Origin of the sequence: Kitasatospora saccharophila, from assembly GCF_039529925.1 — a bacterium.
GTDB classification, from domain to species: Bacteria; Actinomycetota; Actinomycetes; order Streptomycetales; family Streptomycetaceae; genus Kitasatospora; species Kitasatospora saccharophila.
The window spans coordinates 156,566-183,392 of record NZ_BAAANS010000007.1 but is presented as its reverse complement, the minus strand read 5'-3'; the positions used below and the strand labels follow the sequence as shown (position 1 = coordinate 183,392).

Annotated in this window: 22 protein-coding genes and 1 pseudogene; 13 read left to right on the top strand and 10 right to left on the bottom strand. The window is 74.4% G+C overall.

Going from position 1 to position 26,827, the window contains the following annotated elements:
• Positions 1-93: 93 nt before the first annotated feature.
• Positions 94-591 (top strand): annotated as a pseudogene (locus ABD345_RS07815) (transposase); the annotation flags it as partial.
• 109 nt (positions 592-700) lie between these two features.
• On the opposite strand, the gene ABD345_RS07810 reads toward ABD345_RS07815, so the two are convergent.
• A complete protein-coding gene (locus ABD345_RS07810; RefSeq protein ID WP_344551139.1) occupies positions 701-1,213 on the bottom strand; it encodes a hypothetical protein in 513 nt (170 codons plus the stop codon).
• A 164-nt stretch (positions 1,214-1,377) separates the two neighbouring features.
• Here ABD345_RS07810 and ABD345_RS07805 point away from each other — a divergent pair, with 164 nt between their 5' ends.
• On the top strand, positions 1,378-1,728 hold the full coding sequence (locus ABD345_RS07805) for a PRC-barrel domain containing protein (RefSeq protein WP_344551138.1): 351 nt from the start codon (positions 1,378-1,380) through the stop codon (positions 1,726-1,728).
• A 55-nt stretch (positions 1,729-1,783) separates the two neighbouring features.
• Here the strand turns inward: ABD345_RS07805 and ABD345_RS07800 are convergent, their stop codons facing one another.
• The 3 genes from ABD345_RS07800 to ABD345_RS07790 form a co-directional block, all read right to left on the bottom strand.
• A complete protein-coding gene (locus ABD345_RS07800; RefSeq protein WP_344551136.1) occupies positions 1,784-2,398 on the bottom strand; it encodes a TetR/AcrR family transcriptional regulator in 615 nt (204 codons plus the stop codon).
• Between the two features lie 127 nt (positions 2,399-2,525).
• Positions 2,526-3,017, bottom strand: coding sequence for a GNAT family N-acetyltransferase (locus ABD345_RS07795; RefSeq protein ID WP_344551145.1), 492 nt, complete (start codon positions 3,015-3,017; stop codon positions 2,526-2,528).
• A 169-nt stretch (positions 3,018-3,186) separates the two neighbouring features.
• The gene (locus ABD345_RS07790) at positions 3,187-3,876 is read right to left on the bottom strand and encodes a hypothetical protein (RefSeq protein WP_344551135.1); all 690 of its coding nucleotides are present in this window, start codon (positions 3,874-3,876) and stop codon (positions 3,187-3,189) included.
• Positions 3,877-4,054: 178 nt separating this feature from the next.
• Here ABD345_RS07790 and ABD345_RS07785 point away from each other — a divergent pair, with 178 nt between their 5' ends.
• The 4 genes from ABD345_RS07785 (at position 4,055) to ABD345_RS07770 (ending at position 14,946) form a co-directional block, all read left to right on the top strand.
• A complete protein-coding gene (locus ABD345_RS07785; protein WP_344551134.1) occupies positions 4,055-5,518 on the top strand; it encodes a tetratricopeptide repeat protein in 1,464 nt (487 codons plus the stop codon).
• A 91-nt stretch (positions 5,519-5,609) separates the two neighbouring features.
• The gene (locus ABD345_RS07780) at positions 5,610-6,083 is read left to right on the top strand and encodes a hypothetical protein (protein WP_344551133.1); all 474 of its coding nucleotides are present in this window, start codon (positions 5,610-5,612) and stop codon (positions 6,081-6,083) included.
• Between the two features lie 442 nt (positions 6,084-6,525).
• Positions 6,526-13,839: a LamG domain-containing protein gene (locus ABD345_RS07775; RefSeq protein ID WP_344551132.1), complete on the top strand. Its 7,314-nt coding sequence runs from the start codon at positions 6,526-6,528 to the stop codon at positions 13,837-13,839.
• A 156-nt stretch (positions 13,840-13,995) separates the two neighbouring features.
• Entirely contained in the window at positions 13,996-14,946 is a 951-nt protein-coding gene (locus ABD345_RS07770) for a beta-ketoacyl-ACP synthase III (RefSeq protein ID WP_344551131.1), read from the top strand.
• A 24-nt stretch (positions 14,947-14,970) separates the two neighbouring features.
• Here the strand turns inward: ABD345_RS07770 and ABD345_RS07765 are convergent, their stop codons facing one another.
• Positions 14,971-15,300, bottom strand: coding sequence for a hypothetical protein (locus tag ABD345_RS07765; protein WP_344551129.1), 330 nt, complete (start codon positions 15,298-15,300; stop codon positions 14,971-14,973).
• Between the two features lie 192 nt (positions 15,301-15,492).
• Here ABD345_RS07765 and ABD345_RS07760 point away from each other — a divergent pair, with 192 nt between their 5' ends.
• The gene (locus ABD345_RS07760; RefSeq protein WP_380276597.1) at positions 15,493-17,985 is read left to right on the top strand and encodes a DEAD/DEAH box helicase; all 2,493 of its coding nucleotides are present in this window, start codon (positions 15,493-15,495) and stop codon (positions 17,983-17,985) included.
• 30 nt (positions 17,986-18,015) lie between these two features.
• Positions 18,016-18,798 carry an aminoglycoside phosphotransferase family protein gene (locus ABD345_RS07755; protein ID WP_344551127.1) on the top strand — a complete coding sequence of 261 codons (783 nt, stop codon included), beginning with the start codon at positions 18,016-18,018 and terminating at the stop codon, positions 18,796-18,798.
• A gap of 67 nt (positions 18,799-18,865) precedes the next feature.
• On the opposite strand, the gene ABD345_RS07750 is transcribed toward ABD345_RS07755, so the two are convergent.
• The gene (locus ABD345_RS07750; RefSeq protein ID WP_344551125.1) at positions 18,866-19,711 is read right to left on the bottom strand and encodes a helix-turn-helix transcriptional regulator; all 846 of its coding nucleotides are present in this window, start codon (positions 19,709-19,711) and stop codon (positions 18,866-18,868) included.
• A 148-nt stretch (positions 19,712-19,859) separates the two neighbouring features.
• Between ABD345_RS07750 and ABD345_RS07745 the strand changes: the two genes are divergently transcribed.
• A complete protein-coding gene (locus tag ABD345_RS07745; RefSeq protein WP_344551123.1) occupies positions 19,860-20,633 on the top strand; it encodes an SDR family oxidoreductase in 774 nt (257 codons plus the stop codon).
• Here the strand turns inward: ABD345_RS07745 and ABD345_RS07740 are convergent.
• Together ABD345_RS07740 and ABD345_RS07735 are read right to left on the bottom strand one after the other, a co-directional pair.
• On the bottom strand, positions 20,608-20,919 hold the full coding sequence (locus tag ABD345_RS07740; protein WP_344551121.1) for a phosphotransferase-like protein: 312 nt from the start codon (positions 20,917-20,919) through the stop codon (positions 20,608-20,610). The two genes, ABD345_RS07745 and ABD345_RS07740, sit on opposite strands and share 26 nt — an antisense overlap.
• 20 nt (positions 20,920-20,939) lie before the next feature.
• Positions 20,940-21,458: a MarR family winged helix-turn-helix transcriptional regulator gene (locus ABD345_RS07735; RefSeq protein WP_344551120.1), complete on the bottom strand. Its 519-nt coding sequence runs from the start codon at positions 21,456-21,458 to the stop codon at positions 20,940-20,942.
• Between the two features lie 87 nt (positions 21,459-21,545).
• On the opposite strand from ABD345_RS07735, the gene ABD345_RS07730 reads away from it, so the two are divergent.
• Positions 21,546-22,133, top strand: coding sequence for an NADPH-dependent FMN reductase (locus ABD345_RS07730; protein ID WP_344551119.1), 588 nt, complete (start codon positions 21,546-21,548; stop codon positions 22,131-22,133).
• A gap of 46 nt (positions 22,134-22,179) precedes the next feature.
• On the opposite strand, the gene ABD345_RS07725 is transcribed toward ABD345_RS07730, so the two are convergent.
• Entirely contained in the window at positions 22,180-22,716 is a 537-nt protein-coding gene (locus ABD345_RS07725) for a TetR-like C-terminal domain-containing protein (protein ID WP_380276596.1), read from the bottom strand.
• Positions 22,717-22,932: 216 nt separating this feature from the next.
• Between ABD345_RS07725 and ABD345_RS07720 the strand changes: the two genes are divergently transcribed.
• Positions 22,933-23,943 (top strand): zinc-binding dehydrogenase, encoded by a 1,011-nt coding sequence (locus tag ABD345_RS07720; RefSeq protein ID WP_344551117.1) that lies wholly within the window; start codon positions 22,933-22,935, stop codon positions 23,941-23,943.
• A 46-nt stretch (positions 23,944-23,989) separates the two neighbouring features.
• Positions 23,990-24,397, top strand: a complete 408-nt coding sequence (locus ABD345_RS07715) for an Imm7 family immunity protein (protein ID WP_344551116.1) — start codon at positions 23,990-23,992, stop codon at positions 24,395-24,397.
• A gap of 4 nt (positions 24,398-24,401) precedes the next feature.
• On the opposite strand, the gene ABD345_RS07710 is transcribed toward ABD345_RS07715, so the two are convergent.
• Positions 24,402-25,655 (bottom strand): MFS transporter, encoded by a 1,254-nt coding sequence (locus tag ABD345_RS07710; protein ID WP_344551114.1) that lies wholly within the window; start codon positions 25,653-25,655, stop codon positions 24,402-24,404.
• 105 nt (positions 25,656-25,760) lie between these two features.
• On the opposite strand from ABD345_RS07710, the gene ABD345_RS07705 reads away from it, so the two are divergent.
• The gene (locus ABD345_RS07705; protein ID WP_344551113.1) at positions 25,761-26,744 is read left to right on the top strand and encodes an ArsR/SmtB family transcription factor; all 984 of its coding nucleotides are present in this window, start codon (positions 25,761-25,763) and stop codon (positions 26,742-26,744) included.
• The last annotated feature ends 83 nt before the right edge of the window (positions 26,745-26,827 follow it).

Below are 26,827 nucleotides of genomic sequence, written 5' to 3'. Positions count from 1 at the left end.
CCGTCCCGCTGCGGCAGCAACGGCTCAATCCGAGCCCACGCAGCATCCGTTATCTCTCCACGACCCACCACAAGATCAATTATGAGACACGGCCTAGCGCTCAAACCCCGTCGCCGTTTCCGCAAGGGCACCGTGCTGATCGTCGACGGCACTCTGGTCCCCACCCGTGACCACACGATCGCCACGCAGTCGAAGAACTACCGGTACTCCACCAACCACCAGGTCGTCGTGGACGCCCACACCCGGCTCGTCGTCGCGGTCGGCAAGCCCCTGCCAGGCAACCGGAACGACTGCAGGGCATGGGAGGAGTCCGGGGCGAAGGCCGCCATCGGCAGGACGACGACCATCGCCGACGGCAGCTACCCGGGCACCGGCCTCGTGATCCCGCACCGCAGGCCACGCGGGGGCGAGCTCACCGAGTGGCAGGCCGAGCACAACCGGAAGCACAAGCAGGTCCGTGCCCGCGTCGAGCACGTCTTCGCCCGGATGAAGACGTGGAAGATCCTCCGCGACTGCCGTCTCAAAGGCGACGGCGTCCACCACGCCATGCTCGGCATCGCCCGCCTACACAACCTCATCCAGGCCGCGTAGGCGACGCCCACCCAGGACGGATCACCTTGCCGCGGTCCATCGGAGATCAATTACGGGACAGCCCTTAGCCGTTCCGCCCGGCGCGGGCGGGGACGCGGGGCGGCGGCCGTCAGTGCTCCTCCGGGTCGGACCCGTCCGTCCCGGGCCCGGGGCCGTCCCGGTGGGTGAAGGCCAGGGCGCCGCCGACGACACCGATGATGATCAGCGCGGCGGCGATGCTGGTCCCGCCGGCGTGTTCCCAGTAGACGTCGCTCAGGTTGATCAGGTTGGCGGTCTCGTCAATGACCAGTGCGGTGCCGATGCCGTAGGCCAGGCCCATCCAGGTGCGCCAGCGCGGCGAGCGTTCGACCAGGCCGAGCGCGCCGACGATCATCAGGACGAGGATGCCCCACACGTAGTGGTGGAGGTGGACGCCGCCCGCCGAGACGTTCCCCACGCCGGCGGCGTCGACGTGGATCAGCCAGGTCAGCAGCCGCAGGAAGCCGAAGGTGAGGGTGAACCCCCACCAGGCCAGCACCAGGCCGCGGCGGGTGGGGGAGACCTCCCGCCAACGGCGGGGGCGGCGGCGGTCCGACCCCTGCGGGGGCGGCTGCTCCTGCTCCTGTTCGGGGGGTGCGTCCATCCGCCGACCCTAGCCCGTCGGCACGGCGCCGGGCCCGTACGCCACGGCCCCGTCCGGCCCGTCCGGCCCGCGCGGCCCGTCCCGCCCGCGCGGGCATGACCGGGCGCCGCCGGGGCAGCCGGGTCCCGGGAGGGGATCGACGCGGACGAACGGAGGAGGCGGTTGTGACCGGCGGACTGTGGGACTACGAAGGTGCCGAGGGCTACCTCGCGGGATCGGACCTGACCGGGTACCGGGTCGAGGCGACCGACGGGCACGTCGGCCGGGTCGACGCGCACACCGAGGACGTCGGCGCGGGCTACCTCGTGGTCGACACCGGCCCGTGGATCTTCGGCCACGAGGTGCTGCTCCCGGCCGGCACCGTCACCCGGGTCGACCACGACGGGAGGACCGTGTTCCTGGACCGCACCAGGGACGAGGTGAAGAACTCGCCCGCCCGCGACGGCGGCCACCACGGCGACGACCCGGCCTACCGCGACCGGCTCGGCGGCTACTACAGCGGCGGGAACCTCTGACCCGCCCGCCCGGGGACGTACCCCGCCCGGCCGCCCGGCCGCCCGGGTCGGCGGCTCAGTCGGCCAGGACGGGCAGCAGGCGGTCGAGGGCGCGGCGGGTGCGGGTGGCGGCGAACGGGTCGCGCAGGAGCTGCAGGGCCTGGTTGAGGGCCAGGTAGATGCCGGTGAGCTCGTGGACGACCTGTTCGGGGTCGGTGTCGGCGGGCAGTTCGCCGGCCTCGACGGCGAGCCGGACCTCGCCGGCCAGTCGGCGGCGCCAGACCATCAGCAGCCGGGCGACGGTGCGGCGGACCGGGCCGTCGTGGGCGTCGAACTCGATCGAGGCGGTGGTGAACAGGCAGCCGCCGGGGAAGACCTCGCGGGCGTGGTCGAGGTAGTCGATCCAGTTCTGGCAGACGGCGCGCAGGCGGCGCAGGCCGGGTTGGGCGGCCGAGGCCGGGTCCCAGACCAGGGCGGTGAAGAGGGCGGAGGCCCGTTCCAGGGTGGCCAGTTGGAGGGCTTCCTTGGTGCCGAAGTGGCCGAGCACGCCCGCCTTGGACAGCCCGAGGTCACCGGCCAGCCGTCCGATGGTCAGCCCTTCCAGCCCGTCCACCGAGGCGAGCGCGACGCTCCGGTCGATGATTCGGGCCCGGGTCCGACGGGCCTCGACCACGGTGCTGCGCGGACTCATCGCCCTCCTCCGTAACTCCGCCCGGTCCGGACGCTCCGATCCGCGCCCCGGCCCGAAATCCTACGGCGTGCACCGCCGGACCGCGGCGGACCGCGCCCGCCCCCGTCCCGTCCCGGGCCGCGGCGGGTCACCGCCCGGGGCGGTACTCCATCAGCAGGTCCCCGTGTCCGTCCCCGTCCCCGCCCGCGACCCGCCGGAACCCGGCCTTCTCCCAGGCCCGCACGGCCCGGACGTTCGCCGCCGCCGGATCGACCGTCACCCGCCGCCACCCCAACTCCCCGCACAGGTGGGCGAGCAGCGCCCGGGCGGCGTCCGGCCCCAGGCCCCGGCCCCGGGCGGCCGGGACCAGCACCAGGTCGATGCCGCCACCGTCCGGCCCGGCCCGCCGGTACTGGGCGTAGCCCACCGGTGCTCCCCCGGCGAGCACCAGGAAGGACTCCACCTCCGGACGGCGCCGCCCCAGGTACTTCGCGGCGACCTCCGCGCGCGGCAGCGGCGTCCCGCCCCAGTGCTCGACGAACCCGGGATCGGCGAACCAGCCGGCCAACAGGTCGAGGTCCTCCTCGCGGGTCGGAACCAGCCGGGTCGACTCCCCGACCGGCCCGGGCCCGTCACCCACCGCCCGCTCCCCCGTCCGGCCGGCGGCGGCGCGGGCGCCGTTCCGCCGCAGTGCGGGCTCGTACGGCGGCAGCGGCGGGTCGTCGGGGGCGGTCACCGGGGGGGGTGCCGGTGTCGATCGTCTGCACGCCCCGGAGCCTGGCAGCCCCGGCGGCCCGGTGGCAAGGGCCTCAGCAGTCACGGTTCCAGTGGCAGGGCTCGACGTCCTGGACGCCGGGCAGGGCGGCGATCAGCTCCTGCAGGGCCCGGGTCTCGTCGGGGGTGCCTTCGAGGTGGCGGACGGTGAGCACCCGGCCGGGGCGGTCGCGGCGGTCCTTGAGGACGACCGTCGTGGCGCCGTGCCCGAGGCCCGAGCCGTCGTACCGCAGCGCCGGGGGCCGCGGCCCGGGGCCCAGCAGCGGGCTGTCCTCGCGGAGGGTGGCGGCGAACCCGTCGGGCCGCTGCGGGGCGGGCTCGGCGTCCCGCAGTCCCTGGACGAGGAGCCAGCCCGTGAGGCAGCAGGTCGCGGTGGTCAGCAGGACGCCGAACGGGAGCGGGACGCGGTGCGGCCGGTCGGCGCGGCGCCGGGGGCGGGCCTGGCGGCCGGCGGCGACCAGGACGAGGGTGGCCGGGGTCAGCGTGAACGTCCCGAGCAGGGAGCACCACAGCGAGAGCACGAACAGGGACCAGCCGATGGCCGGGCAGAGCGTCCGGAAGGACCGCGCGTCCCGGCAGGACAGCGGCACCGCGAGCAGCAGCACGCCGGCCAGCACCAGGAAGCCGATGCCGCCCGCCGTGCCGAGCGTGAGGACCCCCCAACCCATCGCGGGCGCACTGCACAGCACCGCCAGCCCGGCCAGCACCCGGGCCGACCCGGGCACCGGCCCCGCTCCCCCGGCGTACGACACTCCGCCCACCCCCGTGTTGAACGCGTTCAAATACGCTGGACGGAACGTACCAGAACCCGTTCCGCCCCCGACACCCGGCCGGCTTCCGTTCGGCCTCCGGTCGGCTTCCGGTCGGACGGGGACTGTCGGCGGCGGTCCGTAGGGTGCCCGCGTGAACATCGACGATCTCTGCTGGCAGGTCCGCCACCACGCCGGCGTCCCCCCGCGGATGGTGCGGGCCCTCCTCGACCTGGGACAGTCGGAGCTGCTGGTCCGGGCGGCGCGGGAGCGCGGGGACTGGAACTGCGCGGAGGCGGCGGCCCGGGCGCTGGCCGCGGCCGGGGAGTTCGACCGGGCGCTGGCGCTGCTGGACCCGTTCACCGAGATCGGCTGGCGGGCCGCCGAGTGGGTCACCGCCGAGGTCATGATCAGCCGGGGCGAGGCGGACGAGGCGCTCGCGATGGTCCGCCCGGACGCGGCCGAGCTGGGCGACGGCCGGGTCTGCGCCCGCTACGCCGAGCTGCTGGCGCAGGCCGGGCGGACCGAGGAGGCCGTCGAGCTGCTGGCCCCCCACCTCGGGGAGCGCCGGTTCCGGTCCCACCTGGTGGAGCTGACCGAGGGCCGGGGGTGCGACGACCTGGTGCTGGACGCGCTCACCCGGGCGGCGGAGCACCCGGAGGAACACCCGGCGGGCCCGGCGGACGGGGCGGGCGCGGTCTGCGAGCGGTGCGGCCGGGCGGGCGGGGCGGCCCCCCGGGGCGACCGCTGGGACGTGCTGCTCCTGATCTCCCGGGTCCTGGAGCGGGCCGGGCGGGCGGACCGGGCCGTCGAGCTGCTGCGCGCCGAGACGGCCTCGGGCCGGCGCCACCCCGTCGGCTTCCCGGAGCACTACGCGCGCCTGCTCGCCCGGCAGGGCCTGGTCGAGGAGTTGGGCGCCCTCGCCGCCGCGGACCCCTACCCGGCCTTCGAGGTGTACGCGAGGGCGCTGGAGGACGCGGGGCGGGCGGACGAGGCGGAGGCCCTGCTGCGCGCGGAGGTCGAGGCCCACGACCACCCGAAGGACCGCACGGCGCTGATGCACCTGCTCGTCCGCCGGGGAAGGACCGACGAGGCCGTCGAGGCCGGCCGGCCCACCTACGCGTACGACGACTGCTGGAACCTGCTCCCCTGGGCGCTGGAACTGCTCGTCGACGACGGCCGCCCCGACCGGGCGTTCGAACTCCTGGGCACCCTCACCGGGGCGTACGTCGCGGAGCACCCGGAGCAGATCGGCCGCCTGCGGCTCCGGCTGCTGGGCGCGGCCGGCCGCTGCCCGGAGGGCATCGCGGAGGCCACCGCCCTCAACCGGCGGCAGCCCGGCGCGTGGGACACCGCGCTGGCAGGACTGCTGGAACGGGACGGCCGCCCGGAGGAGGCCCTCGCGCTGCTCCGCTCGTCCACCCACCCCTCGGCCCGCCGCGACCTGGCCGACCTGCTGCTCCGCCTCGGCCGCCCGGCCGAGGCCCTCGCCGCCGTCCCCACCGTCGCCGAGCAGCGCGCGGCCGCCGCCCGGCGGCAGCGGGGGGCGGCACGGCGGCGGGAACGGGACGACCCCTGGCCGGCGACGGACCGCCCCGCCCCGGAACCCCCGTTCTGACCGCGATCACCCCGGGGCCGGCGGGCGGGCCCGATCGGGTCTGGCGGCGCGGCCGGGTCGGGGTACCACCGCCATGGAGAGTTGGGGGACCTTGGCGGCCACCGCCCGCATCCGGGTCCCCTCCGGTGACCCCGGCCTGGTCGCCGCCTCCGAGGAGGTGAACACCGCGGGCCAGGCACTGAGTTCGTACTGGCGCAGGGGCGCGGTCGAGGACACCGAGTTCCAGGCGCGCCGCGACCGCTACCGCACGGCGATGGACGCCTTCGTCGACGTCAGCGGCCGGAGGATCGGCATGCGCACGAGCACGGCTGACCCGTCTCACGTTAGTTTGACGAGTCTCACCGAAGTTTGCCCGCGGCCTCCAGCGTCAGAGCGGTGGTCCGTTCGAGTAGGTGCGGGCCCAGGGGGCGGCGGCGCTCGGCCGGTTCTGGAGCACTCGGACAGCGTCGTTGATGCGTCTGAGGTCGATGAGGCGCTGGGCCGGCATGGGGCTGTTGGAGGCAGGGTGCTGTTCGAGGACGGCGACGGCTTCCCCGGTTCGGCCTGCCTCAGCCAGCAGGTCTGAAAGGGACCAGGCCGCGTAGCTGATGTGCCCTGGGTTTGGAGGAGTCGTCTTGCAGGACAGAAGACATTCCGATGAACCAGGGGCACATCACAGCCTCTATCCAACACGGGGCGGTTCACCTGACCCCGCCCGGGGCCTCCTACTTCCCCTTGTGCGCGGCGACCAGGTCGCGGTACCGGGCGCAGGAGGCCCCGGGGCGCACTGCCGGATGGTGCGACGGCTTCCCGCTCGACCCCGTCATCGAAGTTCGGCCACCTGACGGTCAATCAAGTCATAAGCGGAGCAACATTGTTCGCTTCCTGCCCGCGGCCCGCCCGCCGCTGCCAGACTGGCCGACGCCCCGCGAGGGGTGCGAGGCGTGTCCATCGCCGCCCCGGGCTGGGGGAGAACGGGTGCGGCGTTCCGTGCGTGTGGGAGGGGAACAGTGGCGGCTCAGGAATCCTTGCTCAAGATCTACGGTGACCGGTCGTACCGGCACGTGACGATGGCCCGGCACCAGGGCACGACGATCGCGTTCGCGATGGACGCGTCCCGCCGGATCGTGTACGCGGTGCTGGACCTGGCCGGCCAGCAGTCCAAGGGGGACGCGGACGCGGCGTACTGGAGCGACAACCCGGCCGAGCTGGTCCTGCCGCGGGAGCTGGCCGAGGTGGGGTTCGCCGTGGTCGGCGCAACCGCGATGCCGACGGTCAAGCGGGGCGGCGCCGAGGCGGCGGTCGACGAGCGGCCGTTGGACAGCGAGATCGACCCGTTCCTGTCCACGACCGCGCGGTTGACCGCGGACGCCCCGTTCCACGTGGTGTCGGACGGCACGTACGTGGTGGTGCTGCGGCAGTCGATCGGCGAGACGCACCCCGACGCGGTGCACAAGCTGACCGACGGCGGCTGCTCCGCCGACGCCTCCCGCACCGACTACGTGCTCAGCGGCACGAAGAAGGTGCCGCTGGTCCGCGACACCCTGCTGTGCGACCGCTTCCTGCTGGTCGACGGCAAGCTCAAGCCGGTGCTGGAGGTGCGCTACAAACGCAGTCGGCACGCCACCCGTCCCGCCTCGGCCAAGGACACCCTGGGCACCGAGGACATGGAGGGCCGGCCGTTCTACGAGCCGACCCAGGAACTGTCGTTCGTCCGCAACCTGACCCGCGGCCGGTTCGCCGCGGTGCTGGTGCCCACCGCGGTCGGCGGTGCGCGGCGCTGGCAGCTGTTCGCCCACAACGACGCCACCGGCAGGATCGACGGCTTCAGCGTCGAGCAGGGCGACCAGGGGCTGTTCAACACCCAGGGCACGCGGTTCTACACCAGCCCGGACCCGCTGTACCGGGACGCGGTGTTCGAGCGCAGCCCGGGCACCTGCCCGTTCACCAACCAGGACCTGGTGCCGGTGACCAGCACCGAGGGACACGCGGAGACCGCACTGGGCCTCACCGGCGCCAACGACGCGCACGTCGACCTGGGCGACCCGGCGGCGCTGCGCTTCGGCGGCAAGGCGTACTCGATCGAGGCCTGGATCAAGCCCACCGCGTACGACCGCCCGGTGATCTCCCGGGGCGGGGAGTACCGGCTCGGTCTGGACGCCGGCGGGGCGCTGCGCCTGGCCCACGAGGGGGCCGCGACGACGGTCGGCTCGGTCGACGTCGTCCCCACGGACGTCTACACCCACGTCGCGGCCACCTTCGACGGGACGACCGCGAAACTGTACGTCAACGGCAAGCTGTCCGGCAGCGGGGCGCTGCCGTTCACGCCGGCCACCGGCGTGAACACCCTGATCGGCAAGCAGGTCTCCGGCGCCACCACCGGCCTCTTCGCGGGCGACCTCGACGAGGTGCGGGTGTGGAACCGGGAGCGGTCCGCCGCCGAGCTCGTGGACGACCTGAACCACCGCCTGATCGGCAACGAGCCGGGCCTGACCGCCTACTACCGGTTCGACGAGGGCTCCGGGACCACCGCCTACGACCAGAGCGACCGGGCCCTGCACGGCACGCTCAAGGGCGACGCGAAGTGGACCGGCTCGGAGGCCCCGGTCGGCGACCACCCCGGGGTGCGCCGCGACAGCTTCGTCCTCAAGGGGCGCACGGTCGAGTCCGGCATGTCCGCCGTGATCTACCACCAGCAGGAGAACGTCTCGGCCGGCTACCGGAGCGACCCCAAGCCCGCCAAGCGGCAGGCCCGGGTGCTGCTGGCGTTCGCCGCCAAGTACGGCCAGGAGCCGGCCCTGGTGAGCCTGGACTTCGCCGTCGGCCGCGACGGCCGGCTCGCCCAGGTGCCCGACGTGCTGGACCCGGCGGTGCTCCGGCGGCCCGTGAAGGGCCAGGACTCCGAACAGGTCAGCGCCCTGCAGCAGTTGATCCGGCAGCTGGAGCCGGAGGTCGCCGCCCTGCCCGCGGAGATCACCCGGCTCTCGGCCACGGCCGGCCAGGTCGGCTACTGGCAGGGCGAGCACGACCGGCTGCTGCCGGGGTTCGACCGGCTGGAGCGGCAGTACTTCGCGGAGAAGGACGTGCCGACCGCCTGGAACTACGCCCTGGAGGTCAAGACCCCGCGCACGTCCGACGACGGCCAGGTGCTGCGGTACTTCAATGCCCCCATCAACACGCTGGTCATCATCGCCCTCGTCTCCTCCCGCTCGACCTGGCGGCTGGAGGCCACCGGCGAGAGCCAGAACGGCAAGCCGTTCTACTGGCTGGTCGGCAACAACGTGAACAACCTCGACCTGCACAGCTACAAGAACGGGTCGGCGCAGAACACCCTGCTGGACACGATCGTCCGCGAACCGGGCAACCCCTTCGCCCAGTTCCAGCTGTTCGCCGAGGGCGAGTACACCCGCATCGTGAACCGGGGCAGCAAGCTCGCGCTGGGCCTGCCCGCCTCGTTCCCGGTCCCCGCCCCGGTCCAGGCGAACGAGTGCCTCACCGGCGACTCGGGCCTGATCAAGATGGTGCAGGTCTCGCTGCGCTCGGGGGTGGACACGGCGTACCTGCAGGCCAAGAACGAGATGAACACCGTGCGTGAGCGCCTCCAGGAGGCGAAGACGGCCGCGCAGCGCGTCAGCGAGCTCCAGCTCGTCCTGACCGGCAAGCAGGCGCAGTTGAAGGACGCCCAGGAGAAGCTGGCCCGCCTGTCGACCGCCCTGCAGGGTGACGACGACCTGACCGTGGCGATGCCGCTGATCTCCGTGGACACCACCGGGCTCAGCCTCTCCGGCGGCCTGCTCGAATTCGCCCGCGGCACCGACCGCCCCGCGCTGCTCGACAGCGGCACCGGCAACGTCGTGCTGTACTTCCGCGGCGCCAACGAGCAGTTCTTCGCCGCCTACTACGACACCGCCGTCACCCGCGGCGCCCAGCGGCTGACCGGCAACGGCGGCACGCTCGGCTTCCTCGCCCGCGACCCGGGCGTCCTGCTGGAGGGCGCCGTCGTCAAGGTCTCCGACGGCGACGCCCCCGGCCGCTGCGACCTGACGATCACCGTCGGCGGCGACACCGAGACCTGGCGCTCGCTGCCGCGCAAGGCCGAGCTGCTGGCCGCCGCCCTGGCCGGGCAGGCCGGCCAGCCGGTCACGGTCGGCACCGTCGCCCAGGTGACCGGCAGCACCGTGGAGTTCACCGCGGCCACCACCGTCGCGGTCGCGGCCAAGGCCCACCTGCAGATCGGCGCCAACGGGTACGCCGCGTCCGCAGACGTCCCGGTCGGCGCCAAGACGCTCACCCTCACCGGGCCGGGCACGGCGGTCAAGCCGGGCGACACGGTCACCGTGGTCGGCTACGACTGGGCCCGCGCCGAGTCCACCCGGGTGGGGGTCCTGCTCTCCGCCGGCTCCCGGCTGATCACCGTGAACACCGGCGGCGCCACCTCCGTGCCCAACGGCACGGCCACACCGGTGACCGGCGGCCGCGGCTGCCGCTGGCGGGCCGAGATGCCCGGCCGCGCCTTCCTGTTCGACGGCAAGGACCAGTACCTGACGCTGCCCGCAGCCCTGCAGAAGAACGCCGTCCCCGCCGGCGACCTGACCCTGGAGGCCTGGGTCAACCCCGAGGCCGGGCAGGGCCGGGTCGTGCACGGCCGGACGGACGGGTCGGGATACTCGCTGGGACTCGCCGAAGTCGGGCTGCCGGTGCGGCAGTTCGTCGGCCAGAGCAAGGAGGTGCTGACCAACTCGCTCGACCTGTCCAACCGCGACTTCACCATCGAACTGTGGGCCAAGCGCAACCAGGCCCGCGGCCGCGTCGAGCCGCTGCTGTTCCACGGCGCGCCCGAGGGCCGGGTCGACCAGACCCTGCACCTGTGGATCCACCCCGACGAGACCTTCTACTTCTCGCTGTACGGCGACGACCTGAAGACCACCCAGACCTACCCGGACCTGGAGTGGCACCACTGGGCCGCGGTGTACAGGAGCGCGACCCGCGAGCAGATCCTCTACCGGGACGGCGTCGAGGTCGCCCGCCGGACCTCCACCGGCACCTACGCGGGCAACGGCCCGCTGGTGCTGGGGCAGTTCCCCTTCTCCGGCGACTACCTCGACGGCCAGATCGACGAGGTCCGCGTCTTCGGCCGGGTCCGCACCCCGCAGGAGATCTCGGCCCAGCGCTACCAGCGGATCTCCGACCGGGAGCCCGGCTTGCTGGGCCGCTGGACCTTCGAGGGGTCGGGCAGCCCGGCCTCGCCGATCAAGGGCTACCAGGTGGTCGCCCGGGTCGGCGACCGGGTGCTGCGCTCGGCCGACCGCTTCCCGTGCAACGAGTGGGCGCACCTCGCCGCGACCTTCACCCAGGCCTGGGCCCTGCGCCTGGACGGCGGCGAGGGCCTGTCGGTGGCCTCGCAGGACTCGCTGAACCTCCTGGAGGACCTCACCATCGAGGCGTTCGTCCAGGTCGACAAGGTGGGGGCGCCGATGGCGCTGGTCACCAAGGGCACGGCCGTCAACGGCGGCCGGGAGGGCGTCCCGTACCAGCTGGGCATCCTGGCCGACGGCCGGGTGGAGTTCGCCTTCGCCGAGGCCGACGGGAAACCCGTCCGGTACGTCTCCGACCGGGCCGTCAAGGCCGGGGCCTTCCAGCGGATCGCCGTGGTGCGCCAGCGCCGCAAGGCCGAGGTGTCCGCCGCCACCGGCACCCAGCCGGCCGGCGCCGGCCAGCCCGAGCAGGACATCCGCTTCTACTTCGACGGCACCCTGGCCGGCGCCCACGTCTACGGCGGCCCGGGCGCGCAGTCCAACAGCAGCGACCTGGAGATCGGCCGGGGCCTGAACGGCGTCCTGTGCGAGGTCCGGCTGTGGAGCTCCGCCCGGACGCTCCACCAGATCGGCCAGCCGGTCGCCGTCCGCGAGAAGGGGCTGCTGGCGCGCTGGCCCTTCAACGAGAACGCCGGCAACACCACCCTGGACGTCTCCGGCTCCTTCCCCGCCAAGCTGCGCGGCGCCCGCTGGACCCGCGACGTCGACCCCGCCGCCAGCCCGCTGCGGCTGTACCGCAACGGCGAGCCGCTGCTCGCCACCACGACCCCGCTCCCGGCGGACCTCCTTCCCCACGGCGACCCGCAACTCACCCTCGGCGCGCGGCTGGAGGGGGGCAAGCCCACCGACCTGCTGACCGGCATGCTGGAGGAGGTGCGGATCTGGCGCACCGTGCGCACCAGGGAGCAGATCCTGGACAACCTGTTCACCCGCCTGCGCGGGGACAAGCAGGACCTGCTCGGCTACTGGACGTTCGACCGGGACTCCACCGCCGCCACCACCACCTCGGTGCGCGACGAGGGCCTGCGCGGCAACGACCTGGCCTTCTCCACGAAGCGGCCGCGGATCCTACTCTCCACCGCGCCGGTGTCCACCGACACCGCCCAGGTCCGCTCCGCGCTCGCCGACGTCCGCACCCCCTTCCACGACACCGTCTCCGGCGCGCCCGCCGCCTCCGAGTACGCCGACCTCCAGTTCGACGCCAAGGGCGAGACGCTGGGCGTGCTCAAGCGCTGCTACGGCTTCGTCCGCGACGGCCGCTGGCACCTGGTCACCGGCTACAAGGTCGGCGACCTGACCACCGAGTGGGTCGGCCAGGCCCAGTTCGACCCGCAGCTGATGGGCTACGTCGAGGGCGCCCCGCCGGTGCCCTCGGAGAACCTCACCGACAAGCCCGACGGCTTCCCCGCCGCCTCCTCGGTGGAGTTCACCGAGGCCGACCAGGTGGTGCACAGCCTCTCGGCCAGCAAGACCCGCAGCACCAACACCGCCTTCAACGTCTCCTTCGGCCTGGAGACCGTCGCCGACGTCATGACGGTCGCCGCACCCCTCGGCTTCGGCACCGCCAGCCCGCTGGCCGAGGGCCAGCTCAAGATGGCCGCGACGGCCGGCCTGGAATTCTCCAACACCTGGAGCGAGGACACCACCGTCAGCCAGGGCAAGAACACCGCCCGCAGGACCAGGCTGGAGCTGACCGGGTACACCGAGGACCCCGCCAACGTCCTGAACTCCGACCTCGGCCCCCGGTACGTGCCCGCCAACACCGGCATGGCGCTGGTGCAGTCGCAGACCGCCGACGTCTTCGCGCTGCGCCTGGCGCACACCGGCGCCCTGGTCGCCTACCGGATGCTGCCCAACCCGGACATCCCGCTGGACTGGAACATCGTCCACTTCCCGATCAACCCCCGCTACACCAAGCAGGGCACCCTGGACGGCGGGGTCGGCTTCGACGCCTCCGGCAAGGTCACCGACCCCGACTACCCCACCGCCACCGGCTACGGCGAGTACAGCTACTTCAAACCGCGCGACGCCTACGCGCTCAAGCGCCGCATCACCCGCGACCAGCAGCGGCTGCAGGCCTTCTACCAGTCGATCTCGACCGACGTCGGCCACAACTCGGGCACCGAGCCGGCCGAGACCCAGGCCAAGGCGGTGCTGCGCTCGATGGGCATGTCCGCCGAGCAGCAGGAGGGCGCCCGCTCCACCACCGGCAGCGCCGCCGCCACCGGCTTCGCGCACCGGGACCTGGTCAACACCTACGTCTGGACCGCCCAGGGCGGTTTCTTCGCCGAGACCACCGAGGCCACCGACGCCGTCAGCGAGACCACCTCCGGCTCGTACAACTTCACCCACTCCTACGGCGGCAACCTCGACCTGAGCTTCGGCGCCCTCGGCCTCGGCTGGGCCTTCCACCTCGACGCCTCCCGCGGCGGCGGCTTCAGCACCACCCGGGCCAAGAGCAAGGAGGCCTCCCGCAGCTTCGGCCTCGACGTCCAGTGCGCGCCCTCCAACGACCTGCGACGCCGGGACGCCAACGGCAAACCGAAGTACGACGCCGCGGGCAAGCCCGTCCTCGTGCCGGGCAAGGTCGACGCCTACCGCTTCCTCACCTTCTACCTCGGCGAGAGCAGCGCCAACTTCGACGACTTCTACCACAAGGTCGTCGACCCGACCTGGCTGCAGGGCAGCAACGCCCCCGACGCGGCCGCGCTGCGCCAGACCCGCCAGAGCTCCGCCAAACCCCCGTGCTGGCGCGTCCTGCACCGGGTCACCTACATCAGCCGCGTCCTCGCCCCCGTCCCGCCGCCCGGCGCACCGCCGCTGGAGCGGGCCATGCGCACCGAGAACATCGCCAGCAACTACGAACTGATCAAGCGCCTCGAACCGTACGTCCGCCCCGCCGCCACCAGCTCGGCCAATCTCGCCGCCGCCACCCGCGACGCCCTCACCGCCCAGCTGCCCGAACTCCTGCCCCACGCGGCCGAAATCACCGAGTACCTCGGCCACTACTTCGGAATGGAGAACTGACCCCCGGCCCGGCCCCCGCCCGCTGGGGAGCCGGGCCGGCGCTCGACGGCCCTCGATGCCCTGCGGGCCGCGTTTAGCTTCCGATCGGTCGGTTGCTATATTCCCGGCCGTTGCCCCGGCACCGGCCGGGTGCCGCCGTGGAAAGAGGGAAACACCATGCCCGGAGTCCGGATCGCCGCGCTCGGTCACTACCAGCCCGCCCGGGTGCTCACCAACGACGAGTTGGCGACGATGGTGGACACCAATGACGAGTGGATCCGGCGGCGCACCGGGATCGTGACCCGGCGGATCGCCGGGCCGGACGAGTCGGTGACCGACCTGGCGGTGGGGGCGGCCGCGAAGGCGCTGGCCGCGTCCGGGCTGGACCCGGCGGACATCGGGCAGGTCACGGTGGCCACCTGCAGCGCGGTGGACCGCTGCCCGTCGATCGCGGCGCAGGTCGCGGGGCAGCTGGGCATCCCGTCCGCCGTGGCGTTCGACCTGAACAACGGCTGCGCGGGCTTCTGCACCTCGCTGTCGGTGGCGAGCCACTCGCTGCTGGCGGGCGGGGCGAAGCACGCGCTGGTGATCGGCGCGGAGAAGATGTCGGACCTGGTCGACTGGACGGACCGGCGCAGCTGCATCCTGCTGGGCGACGGCGCGGGCGCGGCGGTGCTGTCGGCGACCGAGGGTCCGGAGAGCGCGGTCGGCCCGGTGGTCTGGGGCTCGGACCCGTCCCGGGCGAGCGCGGTGCGGCTGCTGGGCCAGTGGCACCCGCAGTTCGAGCAGGACGGCCAGGCGGTGTTCCGCTGGGCCACCACCGAGCTGCCCGCGCTGGCCGAACAGGCGTGCCGGGCGGCCGGGTTGAGCCCGGCGGAGCTGGACGGGGTGGTGACCCACCAGGCGAACCTGCGGATCATCGAGTCGCTGGTGCAGAAGCTCGGGCTGCGCGAGGACGCGGTGATCGCCCGGGACGTGGTGGACTCCGGCAACACCTCGGCGGCCTCAGTGCCGCTGGCGCTGGCGAAGCTGGTGGAGCGCGGCGAGCTGCACTCCGGCGCCCGGGTGCTGCTGTTCGCGTTCGGCGGCGGCCTGTCCTGGGCCGGCCAGGTGGTCACCTGCCCGTGAGGCCGGCCCAGGGGGCTCAGCGGCTCAGCACCGGGTGCAGGTGACGGTGAGCGCGATCGTGTCCGGCGGCGGAGGGGAGTCCAGGTACGGGGCGATCCAGCCCGCGAAGCCCTCGCCGCCCTCGATCGGGCCGTAGTGCCAGCGCTGGTTGGGCGCCAGCGGGGTGCCGTCGCCGTTGGCGATGTGCGGGTCGCTGGCCGTCCAGCCCTGGGGGCAGCGGGCCACCACGCCGCCGGAGGAGCCGACCGCGGTGACCGTCTCGACGTTCGGGTCGGCCGCGGCGGCGGCCGGTCCGGCGGCCACTGCCGCCAGGGCGGCGGCGGCCAGCCCGAGGCCGAGGATGCGCTTGCGCATGGGTGTCCTTCCGTTGCTTCGCGCCGCCCCGTGGGTTCGTGGGCGGTCGATCCGCATCATCTCCGTCACGCAGCGTGATATCCCGGGCGCCCTCGGCAACCACCCGTTCGGGCGGAGCGCGGCTGGCGCGCGCGGGCTTTGCCCGCGGTGATCGAGTGCGGGCAAGATAGCGGGGTGACCCTCCTGGACCTGATGCCGAAGCCCGCCACGCCCGACTCGCTGTTCGAGACCTTCGCCGAGTGGGCGTCGGAGCGCGGCATCACCCTCTACCCCGCCCAGGAGGAGGCGCTGATCGAGCTGGTCTCCGGGAACAACGTGATCCTGGCGACGCCGACCGGCTCCGGCAAGTCCCTGGTCGCGGCGGGCGCGCACTTCGCCGCGCTGGCCGAGGGCAAGCGGACGTTCTACACCGCGCCGATCAAGGCGCTGGTGTCGGAGAAGTTCTTCGACCTGTGCAAGATCTTCGGCACCGAGCAGGTCGGCATGATGACCGGCGACGCCTCGGTGAACCCGACCGCGCCGATCATCTGCTGCACCGCCGAGGTGCTGGCCCAGATCGCCCTGCACGACGGCCCGCGCGCCGACATCGGCCAGGTCGTGATGGACGAGTTCCACTTCTACGCCGAGCCGGACCGCGGCTGGGCCTGGCAGATCCCGATCCTGGAGCTGCCGCAGGTGCAGTTCCTGCTGATGTCGGCGACCCTCGGCGACGTCCGCCGCTTCGAGGAGGACCTGACCCGGCGCACCGGCCGCCCGACCACGGCGGTGCGTTCGGTGACCCGTCCGGTGCCGCTGTTCTACGAGTACCGGCGCACCAACCTGCACGACACGCTGGAGGAGCTGCTGAACACCGGCCAGGCGCCGGTGTACGTCGTGCACTTCACCCAGAAGGAGGCGGTGGAGCGGGCGCAGTCGCTGATGAGCATCAACATGTGCTCGAAGCAGGAGAAGGACGCGATCGCCTCGCTGATCGGCAACTTCCGCTTCACCACCAAGTTCGGCCGCAACCTGTCCCGGTATGTGCGGCACGGCATCGGCGTGCACCACGCGGGCATGCTGCCCAAGTACCGCCGCCTGGTGGAGCGCCTGGCGCAGGCCGGCCTGCTGAAGGTGATCTGCGGCACCGACACCCTCGGCGTGGGCGTCAACGTGCCGATCCGCACGGTGCTGTTCACCGCGCTGTCCAAGTACGACGGGCAGCGGGTGCGGATCCTGCGGGCCCGCGAGTTCCACCAGATCGCCGGCCGCGCTGGCCGGGCCGGGTTCGACACCGTCGGCCAGGTGGTGGCGCAGGCCCCCGAGCACGTGGTGGAGAACGACCGGGCGCTGGCCAAGGCCGGGGACGACCCGAAGAAGCGCAAGAAGGTGGTCCGCAAGAAGGCCCCGGACGGCTTCGTGTCCTGGACCGAGGAGACCTTCGAGCGGCTGATCGGGGCCGACCCGGAGCCGCTGGTCTCCCGGTTCAAGGTCAGCCACGCGATGCTGCTGTCGGTGATCGGCCGCCCGGGCAACGCCTTCGACGCGATGCGCAAGCTGCTCACCGACAACCACGAGGACCGCGCCTCCCAGCGCCGCCACATCCGCACCGCGCTCGCCATCTACCGCTCGCTGCGGGAGGGCGGCGTGGTCGAGCAGTTCGACGAGCCGGACGCCGAGGGCCGGATCGCCCGGCTGACCCTCGACCTGCAGGAGAACTTCGCGCTCAACCAGCCGCTGTCCACCTTCGCGCTGGCCGCCTTCGACCTGCTCGACCCGGAGTCCCCCTCGTACGCGCTGGACGTGGTCTCGGTGGTCGAGGCGACCCTCGACGACCCGCGGCAGATCCTCGCCTCGCAGGAGAACAAGGCCCGCGGCGAGGCCGTCGCGGAGATGAAGCGGGACGGGATCGAGTACGAGGAGCGGATGAACCGGCTCCAGGAGATCAGCTACCCGAAGCCGCTGGAGGAGGAGCTCGGCCACGCCTACGAGGTGTACCGCCGGGCGCACCCGTGGATCGGCGACCACCCGCTGCGGCCCAAGTCCGTGGTGCGCGACCTGTACGAGCGCGCGATGACCTTCACCGACTACGTGGGCTTCTACGAGCTGGCCCGCACCGAGGGCATCGTGCTGCGCTACCTGGCGGGCGCGTTCAAGGCGCTGGAGCAGACCGTCCCGGACGACATCAAGACCGACGACCTGAAGGACGTCATCGCCTGGCTGGGCGAACTCGTCCGGCAGGTCGACTCCTCGCTGCTGGACGAGTGGGAGGCGCTGGCCAACCCGACCGAGCCGGAGGCCGGCGAAGTCCGCCTGGACGACAAGCCCGCGCCGGTCACCGCCAACGCCCGGGCCTTCCGGGTGCTGGTCCGCAACGAACTGTTCCGCCGGGTCGAGCTGTGCGCGCTGGAGCACTACGACGAACTGGCCGAGCTCGACGGCGAGGACGGCTGGAACGCCGACCGCTGGGCCGACGCGATGGACGGGTACTGGGAGGAGTACGACGACCTGTTCACCGGCCCGAACGCGCGCGGCCCGAAGATGCTGCTGATCGAGGAGGTCGAGGACGAGGGCCTGTGGCGGGTCCGGCAGATCTTCGACGACCCGAACGGCGACCACGACTGGGGCATCTCCGCCGAGGTCGACCTGTACGGCTCGGACGAGGAGGGCCGCGCCGTCGTCAAGGTCACCTCGGTGGGCGCGCACTGACCCTCCGGTGCGCGCCCGTACGATGGCGCGGTGGAAGAACTGGTGCGCGTGCCGCCGGAGGTCCGGGAGCGGTTCGCCGTCCGGTTCGGGGCCTCGGTGGTTGACTGGTGCGACGAACTGCCGTCCCTGGTGGGCGGGTTGGCCGGGCACTGGGGGCTGGAGGTCGTCCCGGCGGGCGGCGGTGGGACGTCCCGGGTATTCCGTTGCGTGCGCGGCGACGAGGCGGTCTGGCTGAAGCTCACCCCCGAACCCGCGATCGCCCGCGAGGAGGCCGAGGCGCTGGACCACTGGGCCGCCACGCCCTCGGTCGTCCCGCTGCTCGCGGCGGACCTCTCCGCCGGGGCGCTGCTGCTGGCGGACGTCCGGCCCGGTACGACGCTGCGGCGGCTCGGCTGGAACCTGCCGGAAGTCGCCGCCCTGCTACGGGACTTGCGCGTCCCCGCCGCACCGGGCGCAGGCTCGGCGCTGCGGCCGCTCGCCGACCGGGTCGGCTTCGTGTTCGACCTGGCCGAGCGCCGGGGCCGGCCCGTCTCGGCCGCGCGGCGGGCGGCCGCCCTGGAGTTGGCCGCCACCGGCCCGGTCGCCCTGGTCCACGGCGACCTGCACCCGTCCAACGTGCTGGCCGGTCCGGGCGGCCGCCCGGTGGCGATCGACCCGCGCCCGTCCTGGGGCGACCCGGACTTCGACGCGGTCGACTGGGTGCTGACCGGCCCGGGCACCCCGGAACGGCGCATCGCCGACCTGGCCGCCCTCGTCCCCGGCCTCTCCCCCGACCGCTTGCTGGCCTGGTGCCGGGCCCTGGACGGCCTGTGACACCGCCGCTCGCACCGTGGGCGGGGCGGCCGCCGAGAAGAGGGGCCCCGGGCCGGTGCCCGGGGTGTCAGCGGGTGGCGCCGGTGGCCGCCGCCGCGGCGGCGAAGACCTCGCGGGCCCGGCTGCCGGGCGGGGCGAGGCAGGCGAAGACGTACCGCCCGGGTTCGGGGAGCGCGAGGACGGTGTACTCCAGCACCTCGGTGTCCAGTTCGGGGTGGCGCACGTGCAGACGGCCGGGGCCGGGTGGGCCGGCCCGGTGCTGCGACCAGAGCGCGGCGAAGGCCGGGCTGGCGGCGGAGAACCGGCCGACCAGGTCGGCGAGCGCCCGGTCGGCGGGGCGGTCGGCGTGGTGGGCCCGCAGCGAGGCGACCAGGTCGGCGCCGATCGACCGGTCCGGGGCGTGGTTGTCGGCGCCGCGCGAGCCGTGCGGGCAGCAGAACACCTGCCAGAGCAGGTTCCGCTCGTGCGGGGGCCGACGGGCGGGCTCGGCCATCAGCAGCGCGGCGGGGCGGTTCCAGGCCAGCAGGTCGAAGGTCGGGCCGGTGACGAACGCTGGTGCGGCGTCCAGGGTGTCGAGCAGTGCCAGGGTGCTCGCGGAGACCGTCTCCCGCCGGGGTCCGGCCGCGGGCGTCCGGGGGTGGCGGTGGGCGGCCAGCCGGTGCAGGTAGGCCCGCTCGGTGTCGGCCAGGTGCAGGGCGTCCGCGATCCCGTCCAGCACCGGGCCGGTGGGCACCCGCTGGCGCCCCTGCTCCAGCCGGGCGTAGTAGTCCGGCGAGATCCCGGCCCGGGCCGCGACCTCCTCCCGCCGCAGCCCCGGCGTGCGCCGCCGCCCGCTCGCGGCGACACCCGCCTCGGACGGCACCAGCCGGGCACGACGGGCGCGCAGGAACGCCCCCAACGGGGTCTCGGGCATGCCCGTCACCCTCCCACACCCGCGCCGCCCCAGCCAGGACCTGCCGGGTCCCGGCTACCGGGTCCGGGACCTGCCGGGTCCCGGACCCGCGCTCCCCGGTCGAGGTGGCCGCTGGTGGGGCGGGGCGGCAGCAACGAGCCTCGGGGGCATGGGACTTCTGGAGGACAAGGTCACGATCGTCACCGGCGCGGGACGCGGCATCGGGGCGGCGGCCGCGCGGCTGTTCGCGCGGGAGGGGGCGGCGCTGGTGCTGGCGGCCCGGAGCGGGGACGAGGTGGAGGCGCTGGCCGCCGAGTTGCGGGCGGCCGGGGCGCGGGCGGTGGCCGTGGCGGTGGACCTGACCACGGCGGCGGGCGCGGACCGGGTGGTGGACGTCGCGCTGGACGCGTACGGCCGGCTGGACGCGGCGTTCGACAACGCGGGCAACGGCCTGCCGCCCGTGCCGCTGGGCGAGCGCGCCGAGGACGAGTGGGACGCCGTCCACGCGCTGAACCTGCGCGGCACCTGGCTGTGCCTGCGGGCGCAGCTGGCCGCGCTGGTGGCGGGCGGGCGGGGCGGGGCGATCGTGGTCAACTCGGGGGTGGGGGCGCTGGTCGGCGGGTTCGGGGACGGGGTGCAGCAGGCCGCGAAGCACGGGCTGACCGGTCTGGTCCGGGCGGCGGTGGCGGACTACGCGCCGCTCGGCATCCGGGTCAACGCGGTGGCGCCGGGCGTGGTGCGCACCCCGGGCACGGCGGACTTCTTCGCGCTCGGCGAGCCCTTCACCGAGCTGGTGGCCCGCTCGACGCCGCTGGGCCGCCCGGCCCGGGCGGAGGAGGTCGCGGAGGCCGCGGCCTGGCTGCTCAGCGACCGCGCCTCGTACGTGACGGGCGTGACGCTGCCGGTGGACGGCGGGATCACCGCGACCCGGCGCTTCGACTGAGCATCGGGAACCGCGCCACGGCGCGGGTGGTGTCGACCTCCAGGTCGTGGTGGACGCCGCGGTGGACGCGTTCGGCCTGGTCGGCGGCCGTGCCGGTGGCGCGGTCGGCGCGGGCGCCGGCCCGGAACACGTCCAGGCCCGCCGAGGAACACGTCGTCGACGATGACGGGGGCGCCGGCCCGGGCGGTGGCGGCGATCCCGGCGGCCCGGGCTCCGGCGGGAGCGCCCGGGGCGCCCGCGCGAGACTGGTCTTGCCGCTGCTGGAGCCGCCGTTGAGCACGATCACCCGGCGTCCACCGACCCGCCCTAGGGGGCGCCCGGACCGGTCGGGGGCGGGTCCGCGGCGTCCGTGGCGGCGGCGGCACTGCGGTGCGGTTCCAGGCGGTCGACCGCCTGCTCGCTCCAGGCCCGGATGACCGACGCCTGCTCGGGGGTGAGCGGGTCGAGGAAGTGGCGGCGGATGTTGTCGCCGTGCACGAGGACGGCGTTCCCGGCGGCGCGGCGGCCCTCGGCGGTCAGCCGGATCCCCGCGCGGCGGCCGTCGGCCCCGTACCGGGTGCGCTCGACGAAGCCGCGCTTCTCCATCCGGGTCAGCTGGTGCGAGACGCGGCTCTTGTCCCAGTCGAGCGACTCGGCGAGCTCGCCGACGCGCAGCTCGCGGCCGGCGGCCTGCCACAACGTCACCAGCACGCTGAACTCGGGCTTCGAGATGTCGCAGTCGCGCTGCAGGCCGCGCTCCAGCTCCCTGGTGAGCAGGCGCTGCGCGCGCATCCAGGCGTCCCAGAGCTCCCACTCCCCCGGATCCAGCGATCGAGTCTCCGTCATGCCGCCAAGCCTACCCCGACCAGCGGAGTTGTCACATCAACTTTTCCCGACCTAGAGTTGACACATCAACTCCACGGAAGGAAGACCATGCCGCTCCGCATCGCCCTCATCCTCGGAAGCACCCGCCCCGGACGCCGCGGCGACCAGATCGCCGCCTGGGCCCTGGAGGCCGCCCGCGCCCACGGCGGCGCCGACTACGAACTCGTCGACCTCGCCGACCACGACCTCGGCAACCTCGACGAGCCCGGAAACCCGAACTTCCAGCAGTACCAGCACGACCACACCCGCGCCTGGGGCGCCCTCGTCGACGGCTTCGACGGCTACGTGTTCCTCGTCCCCGAGTACAACCACTCCTACCCCGGGGCCCTGAAGAACGCCCTGGACTACGTCTACCGGGAGTGGAACGACAAGGCCGCCGGGATCATCAGCTACGGCGGCTGGGTCGCCGGGGCCCGGGCCGCCGAGGCGCTGCGGCTCGTCCTCGCCGAACTCCAGGTGGCCACGGTCCGCAACCAGCCGACCATCTCCACGCACCCCTCGTTCCACACCGGCGCCTTCGTCCCCCAGCCGGGCCTCGACACCGCCGTGGGCGGCATGCTCGACCAGGTGATCGCCTGGTCCGGCGCCCTGCGCGAGGTGCGCCGGGCCAGGGCGCGGGCGGCCGCGGCCGCCTGAGGCCCGGCTCCCGGCCCCGTGTCCCGCGTCGTGCTCGGTGCGGGGCTCAGCGCGGGGCGAGGCCGTCCAGGACGAGGTCGACCAGGGCGGTGACGAAGGCGGGGGTGACGGGTTCGCCGAGCAGCAGGTGGCGGGCGAACAGCGGGCTCATCAGGGCTTCGACCGCGGTGCGGGGGTCGGCGTCGGGGCGGATCTCGCCGCGGGCGGCGGCCCGGTGCAGCAGGTGTTCGGCGCGGGTGAGGCGGGCGGCCCAGTAGGCGTCGCGGCCGCTGCGGGTCTCGGCGGTGGCGGGGGCGATGCTCAGGTGCAGCAGGGCCGGGCCCTCGGGGGTGTCGAGGAAGGCGCCGAGGGCGGTGAGGAGCCGGCGCAGGTCCTCGCGCAGGCTGCCGGTGTCGGGCAGTGGCATGGCCTGGTCGGTGTAGTCGGCGAGGGCTTCGCGCAGCAGTTCCTCGCGGGTCCCCCAGTTCCGGTAGACCGAGGTTTCGTGCACCCCGGCGGCGGCAGCGACCGCGGCGACGGTGGCGGCCTCCAGGCCGCCCTCGGCGAGCAGGCGCACGGTGGCGTCCAGGACGGCCCGGCGCATCGCGGCGCCGCGGCGGCGCAGCGGGGCGGCGGCCTTGGCCTGGGGAGTCTCGTCCTGGGGCACACCGGGAGCCTAACGCAGGTCTCCTTGCGTTGCACCGGTCCGCGACGTAGCCTCGACAATGCAAGTCACCTTGCGATAGCCCGCCGTACGCCGGGGTGTCGCGAGCGGCAACGAGGCCGCCGACGGCTCGCCGCCGGCCGGAGAGGAACGACCATGGCTACGATGCGCGCCGTCCGCCTGCACCTGCCCACCCGCACGCTGAGCGTGGAGGAGGTGGAGCGTCCGGTGCCCGGCCCCGGCCAGGTGCTGGTGAAGGTCGAGGCGGCGGGCGTCTGCCTGTCCGACGTGCACCTGATCGAGGGCTCGCTCACCCCGCTGTACCTGCCCGGCGAGAGCGTCACGCTGGGGCACGAAGTCGCGGGCACCGTCGCCGAGTCGGGCGCGGAGCCGGGCCGCTGGCAGGTCGGCGACCGGGTGGTGCTGCAGGCCGGCGAGAAGCGCGACGGGATCACCTGGACCCGCGGCGTGGACTACGACGGCGGCTGGGCCGAGTACGCACTGGCCCGGGTCGACACGCTGTTCGCGCTGCCCGACTCGATCCCGTTCGAGCAGGGTTCGATCATCCCGGACGCGGTCTCCACCCCGTGGGGCGCGGTGACCACCACCGGCGGCGTCCGCCCGGCCGAGCCGGTCGGCGTCTGGGGCGTCGGCGGCCTGGGCGCGCACGGCGTGCAGCTGCTGCGGGCGATCGGCGCCAACCCGATCGTCGCGGTCGACCCGGCGCCCGCCGCCCGCGAGCGCGCCCTCGCCTTCGGCGCGGACCTCGCGCTGGACTCGGCCGACCCCGAGCTGGCCGCCAGGATCGGCGCGGCCACCGGCGGCGCGGGCCTGGCCGCCGCGTTCGACTTCGCGGGCGTCCCCGCCGTCCGCGAGCAGGCCATGACGGTGCTCGGCGCGCACGGCCGGCTGGTGCTGGTCGGCCTCACCGACCAGCCGCTGACGGTCCCCGACAGCATCCGCTTCTCGTACCTGCAGCAGCAGATCCTCGGCCACTACGGCTCCGAGGACGCCGCCGTCCCCCAGCTGATCGCCCTCGCCGCGGGCGGCCGGCTGGACTTCTCCCGCTCCGTCAGCGAGGTCCTCCCGCTGGAGCGGGCCGCCGAGGCCGTCGAGCGCCTGCAGACCAAGCAGGGCAACCCGATCCGGCTGATCCTCAAGCCCTGACGAAAACCCTGACGGGCCGTCGGCGGGCATCGGTAGGGTACGGACCGTGTTCGAGTACCACGGCTGGATCAACGTCATGACGAGCGCCGCCGCCGAGGACGACGACGAGCCGGCCCGCACGCTGGAGGCCGTCGCGGAGATCGGGCGACGGATCGCGGAGATCAACAGCCCCTACCTGCTCGACCTGAGGTGGATGAACGGCGAGGCGCTCCTCCACCTCGGGGGCTGCCCCAACCACCGCGACCCGGAGATCCTCCGCTTCTTCGCGGAGGTCGGCGAGCGGGCCCCGGGGTCGTACGGCCTGCTGCACGTGCGGAGCGGCGAGGGACCCGAAGGGTGGAACGAGGTCCGCGTGCTGCGGATGGTGCGCGGGCGGGTGACCGAGCACCTGGAGCCGCTGCTGTCGCCCTGCGTCCCCGTCCTGGAGGACCCGGACCCGCTGTCCGTGCGGTAGCCGCTCAGACCGCCCCCGTCCCCGCCTCGGCCCCCGTCTCCGCCGGTTCCGCCGGTTCCGCGAGGACGGGGGCCGGGGCCGGGGCCGGGCGGTGCCAGCTGGCGATCCACAGGGCGGTCAGGGCGGCGGCGGCGCCCGCGGCGGCCATCGCGGGGCCGGTGCCGGTGCCGACGGCCAGGGTGCCGAACAGGGCCGGGCCGATGCCCTGGAGGGTCATGTTGCCGGAGCCGAGCAGGGTGAACGCCTGGCCCTGGCCGTCCGCGGGGAGCACGTCCAGGAAGCAGCGCTGCAGCCCCAGCGCGTAGGCGAAGCCGCCGCCGGCGGCCAGCAGGGCGGCGGCGCACAGCGGCAGCGGGGCGGGCAGCGCGAAGACCAGCAGCGGCAGGCCCATCAGCGCGGCCAGCGGCGCCACCAGGCGCTCCCGGGTCGCGGGGGCGGCGAAGCGGCCGACCAGCAGGTCACCGGCGAGCATCCCGACCGGCAGGCAGGCCAGCAGGAAGCCGTACCCGCCCGCCGGGAAGTCCCGCGCTCCGGCGTACGCGATGACCAGCGACTCCGCCCCGGTCACCGCGGCCGAGGGCAGCCACTGGGCGAGCAGCAGCCGCCGGACGGCGGTGGCCCGCAGCAGGGCGCCGTTGCCGCGCCAGCTCTGCCGGAGCACCGAGCCGCCGGAACCCCGCAGCGGCGGCAGGTCGGGCAGCCGCAGCCGGATCGCCAGGGCGCTGCCGAGGTGCAGCCCCGCGGCGACCAGCAGCGCGCCGCGCGGGCCGAGCAGGGCGACCGTGACGCCGCCGCCGGCCAGGCCGAGCAACTGCGCGCCGGAGGAGGCGACGTTGTTCAACGACCGGCCGAGGACGTACGCGTCCCCGTGCAGGGTCTGCGCGACCAGCCGGCTGGACGCCCCGTTGAACACCGGGGTGAGCACCGCGACGGCACCCACCAGCAGCAGGCTGACCGCGACCGGCAGCCGGACCAGTCCGAGCAGCGCGGCGGCGCCCGCGTCCAGCAGGTAGCCGCCGGTGATCAGCGGCCGGGGGCGCAGGCGGTCGGTGAGCGAGCCGAGCAGCATCGAGCCGAGCAGCTGCGGCAGGAAGCCGATCCCGAAGGCGACGGCGCTCAGCAGCGCGGAACCGGTGCCCGCGTAGATCAGCACGGCCAGGGTGGTGATCCGCAGCGAGTCCCCGACGATGCCGAGGGTGCGGGTGGTGAACAGCAGCCGGAAGCGCGGGTCGCCCAGCACCTCGCGATAGGTCGTCATGCCGGGCAGCCTGGCGTCCCGGGCCCGGGGCGGGCGAGAGATTCGCCCCGGGACGTAAGGTCGCGGGGTGCGCGGGGTGCGCGGGAAGAGCCGGAGGGGGACGGGGTGCTGAGGTACGAGGTCGCGGCCGAGGACCTGGCGCGCAGCCGGTTCGCGCTCTCGCCCGCGTTCGAACTCGCCAACCTGCTGCGGCTGTTGGACCGCGGCGGGGAGCGGGCGCTGCCGCCGGGGTGGCGGGAGCGGCTGCGGCCGGGGTTCCTGCGGCTGCGGGCGGATCCGGCGGTGCGGGCGGCGCTGGCGCTGCACAACCCGAAGTTCGGGGCGGACTTCATCGCCATCCCGCCGCGCGGCATGGACCAGACCTGGGCGGACGACCTCGCGGCGATCCTGGCCGCGCCGCCGGAACCGGCCCGGGCCGAGATCCGGGCCTGCCTGGCGGCCCGGCCGGAGACCGACCGGGAGGCCCGGGCGGTGCTCGGCTCGCCGGACGCGGTCCGGCTGGTCGCCGGGGCGCTGGACCGCTGCTGGCAGGAGCTGCTGGCCCGGGACTGGCCGCAGCTGCGGGCGCTGTGCGAGCGCGACGTGGTGCACCGGGCGGGCGAGTTGGGGCGGCTCGGCTGGGCGGCGGCGCTGGCCGGGCTGCACGAGAACGTCCGCTGGCGGGACGGCGGGATCGACGTCCCGCCGTTCGACGCCGCCACCACCTACCCGCTGCGCGGCGAGGGGCTGCTGCTGGTGCCCTCGGCGTTCGTCTGGCCGGGCGTCGCGGCGCACCACGACGAGCCCTGGCCCTGCACCCTGATCTACCCGGCCCGGGGCATCTCCGCGCTGTGGGAGCCGGGGGCCGCCGTCCCGCCCGAGGCACTGGCCGCGCTGCTCGGCCGCTCCCGGGCCCGGATCCTGACCGCCCTGGACACCCCGGCCAGCACCACCCAGCTGGCCCGCACCCTCGACCAGGCCCCCGGCGCCGTCGCCGACCACCTCGCCGTGCTGCGCGCCGCCGGCCTGCTCTCCCGGGCCCGGGCGGGCCGCTCGGTGCTCTACCGGCGCACCCCGATGGGGGACGCCCTGATCGGCTCGGCGGGCTGAACCGCCCAACGTCCGGTTCCGGCAGGCGAGTTGGGGGCCGGGCGCACCCGGCGGACCGGCTTGCCTTGGAGCGCACTCCAACT

Excerpts from the sequence above, each read along its gene's own strand:
- ABD345_RS07770 (WP_344551131.1), top strand. The coding sequence starts at position 13,996 with ATGCCCGGAGTCCGGATCGCCGCGCTCGGTCACTACCAGCCCGCCCGG.
- ABD345_RS07725 (WP_380276596.1), bottom strand. The coding sequence starts at position 22,716 with ATGCGCCGGGCCGTCCTGGACGCCACCGTGCGCCTGCTCGCCGAGGGC.
- ABD345_RS07810 (WP_344551139.1), bottom strand. The coding sequence starts at position 1,213 with ATGGACGCACCCCCCGAACAGGAGCAGGAGCAGCCGCCCCCGCAGGGG.
- ABD345_RS07765 (WP_344551129.1), bottom strand. The coding sequence starts at position 15,300 with ATGCGCAAGCGCATCCTCGGCCTCGGGCTGGCCGCCGCCGCCCTGGCG.
- ABD345_RS07750 (WP_344551125.1), bottom strand. The coding sequence starts at position 19,711 with ATGCCCGAGACCCCGTTGGGGGCGTTCCTGCGCGCCCGTCGTGCCCGG.
- ABD345_RS07745 (WP_344551123.1), top strand. The coding sequence starts at position 19,860 with ATGGGACTTCTGGAGGACAAGGTCACGATCGTCACCGGCGCGGGACGC.
- ABD345_RS07735 (WP_344551120.1), bottom strand. The coding sequence starts at position 21,458 with ATGACGGAGACTCGATCGCTGGATCCGGGGGAGTGGGAGCTCTGGGAC.
- ABD345_RS07730 (WP_344551119.1), top strand. The coding sequence starts at position 21,546 with ATGCCGCTCCGCATCGCCCTCATCCTCGGAAGCACCCGCCCCGGACGC.
- ABD345_RS07720 (WP_344551117.1), top strand. The coding sequence starts at position 22,933 with ATGGCTACGATGCGCGCCGTCCGCCTGCACCTGCCCACCCGCACGCTG.
- ABD345_RS07800 (WP_344551136.1), bottom strand. The coding sequence starts at position 2,398 with ATGAGTCCGCGCAGCACCGTGGTCGAGGCCCGTCGGACCCGGGCCCGA.
- ABD345_RS07760 (WP_380276597.1), top strand. The coding sequence starts at position 15,493 with ATGCCGAAGCCCGCCACGCCCGACTCGCTGTTCGAGACCTTCGCCGAG.
- ABD345_RS07710 (WP_344551114.1), bottom strand. The coding sequence starts at position 25,655 with ATGACGACCTATCGCGAGGTGCTGGGCGACCCGCGCTTCCGGCTGCTG.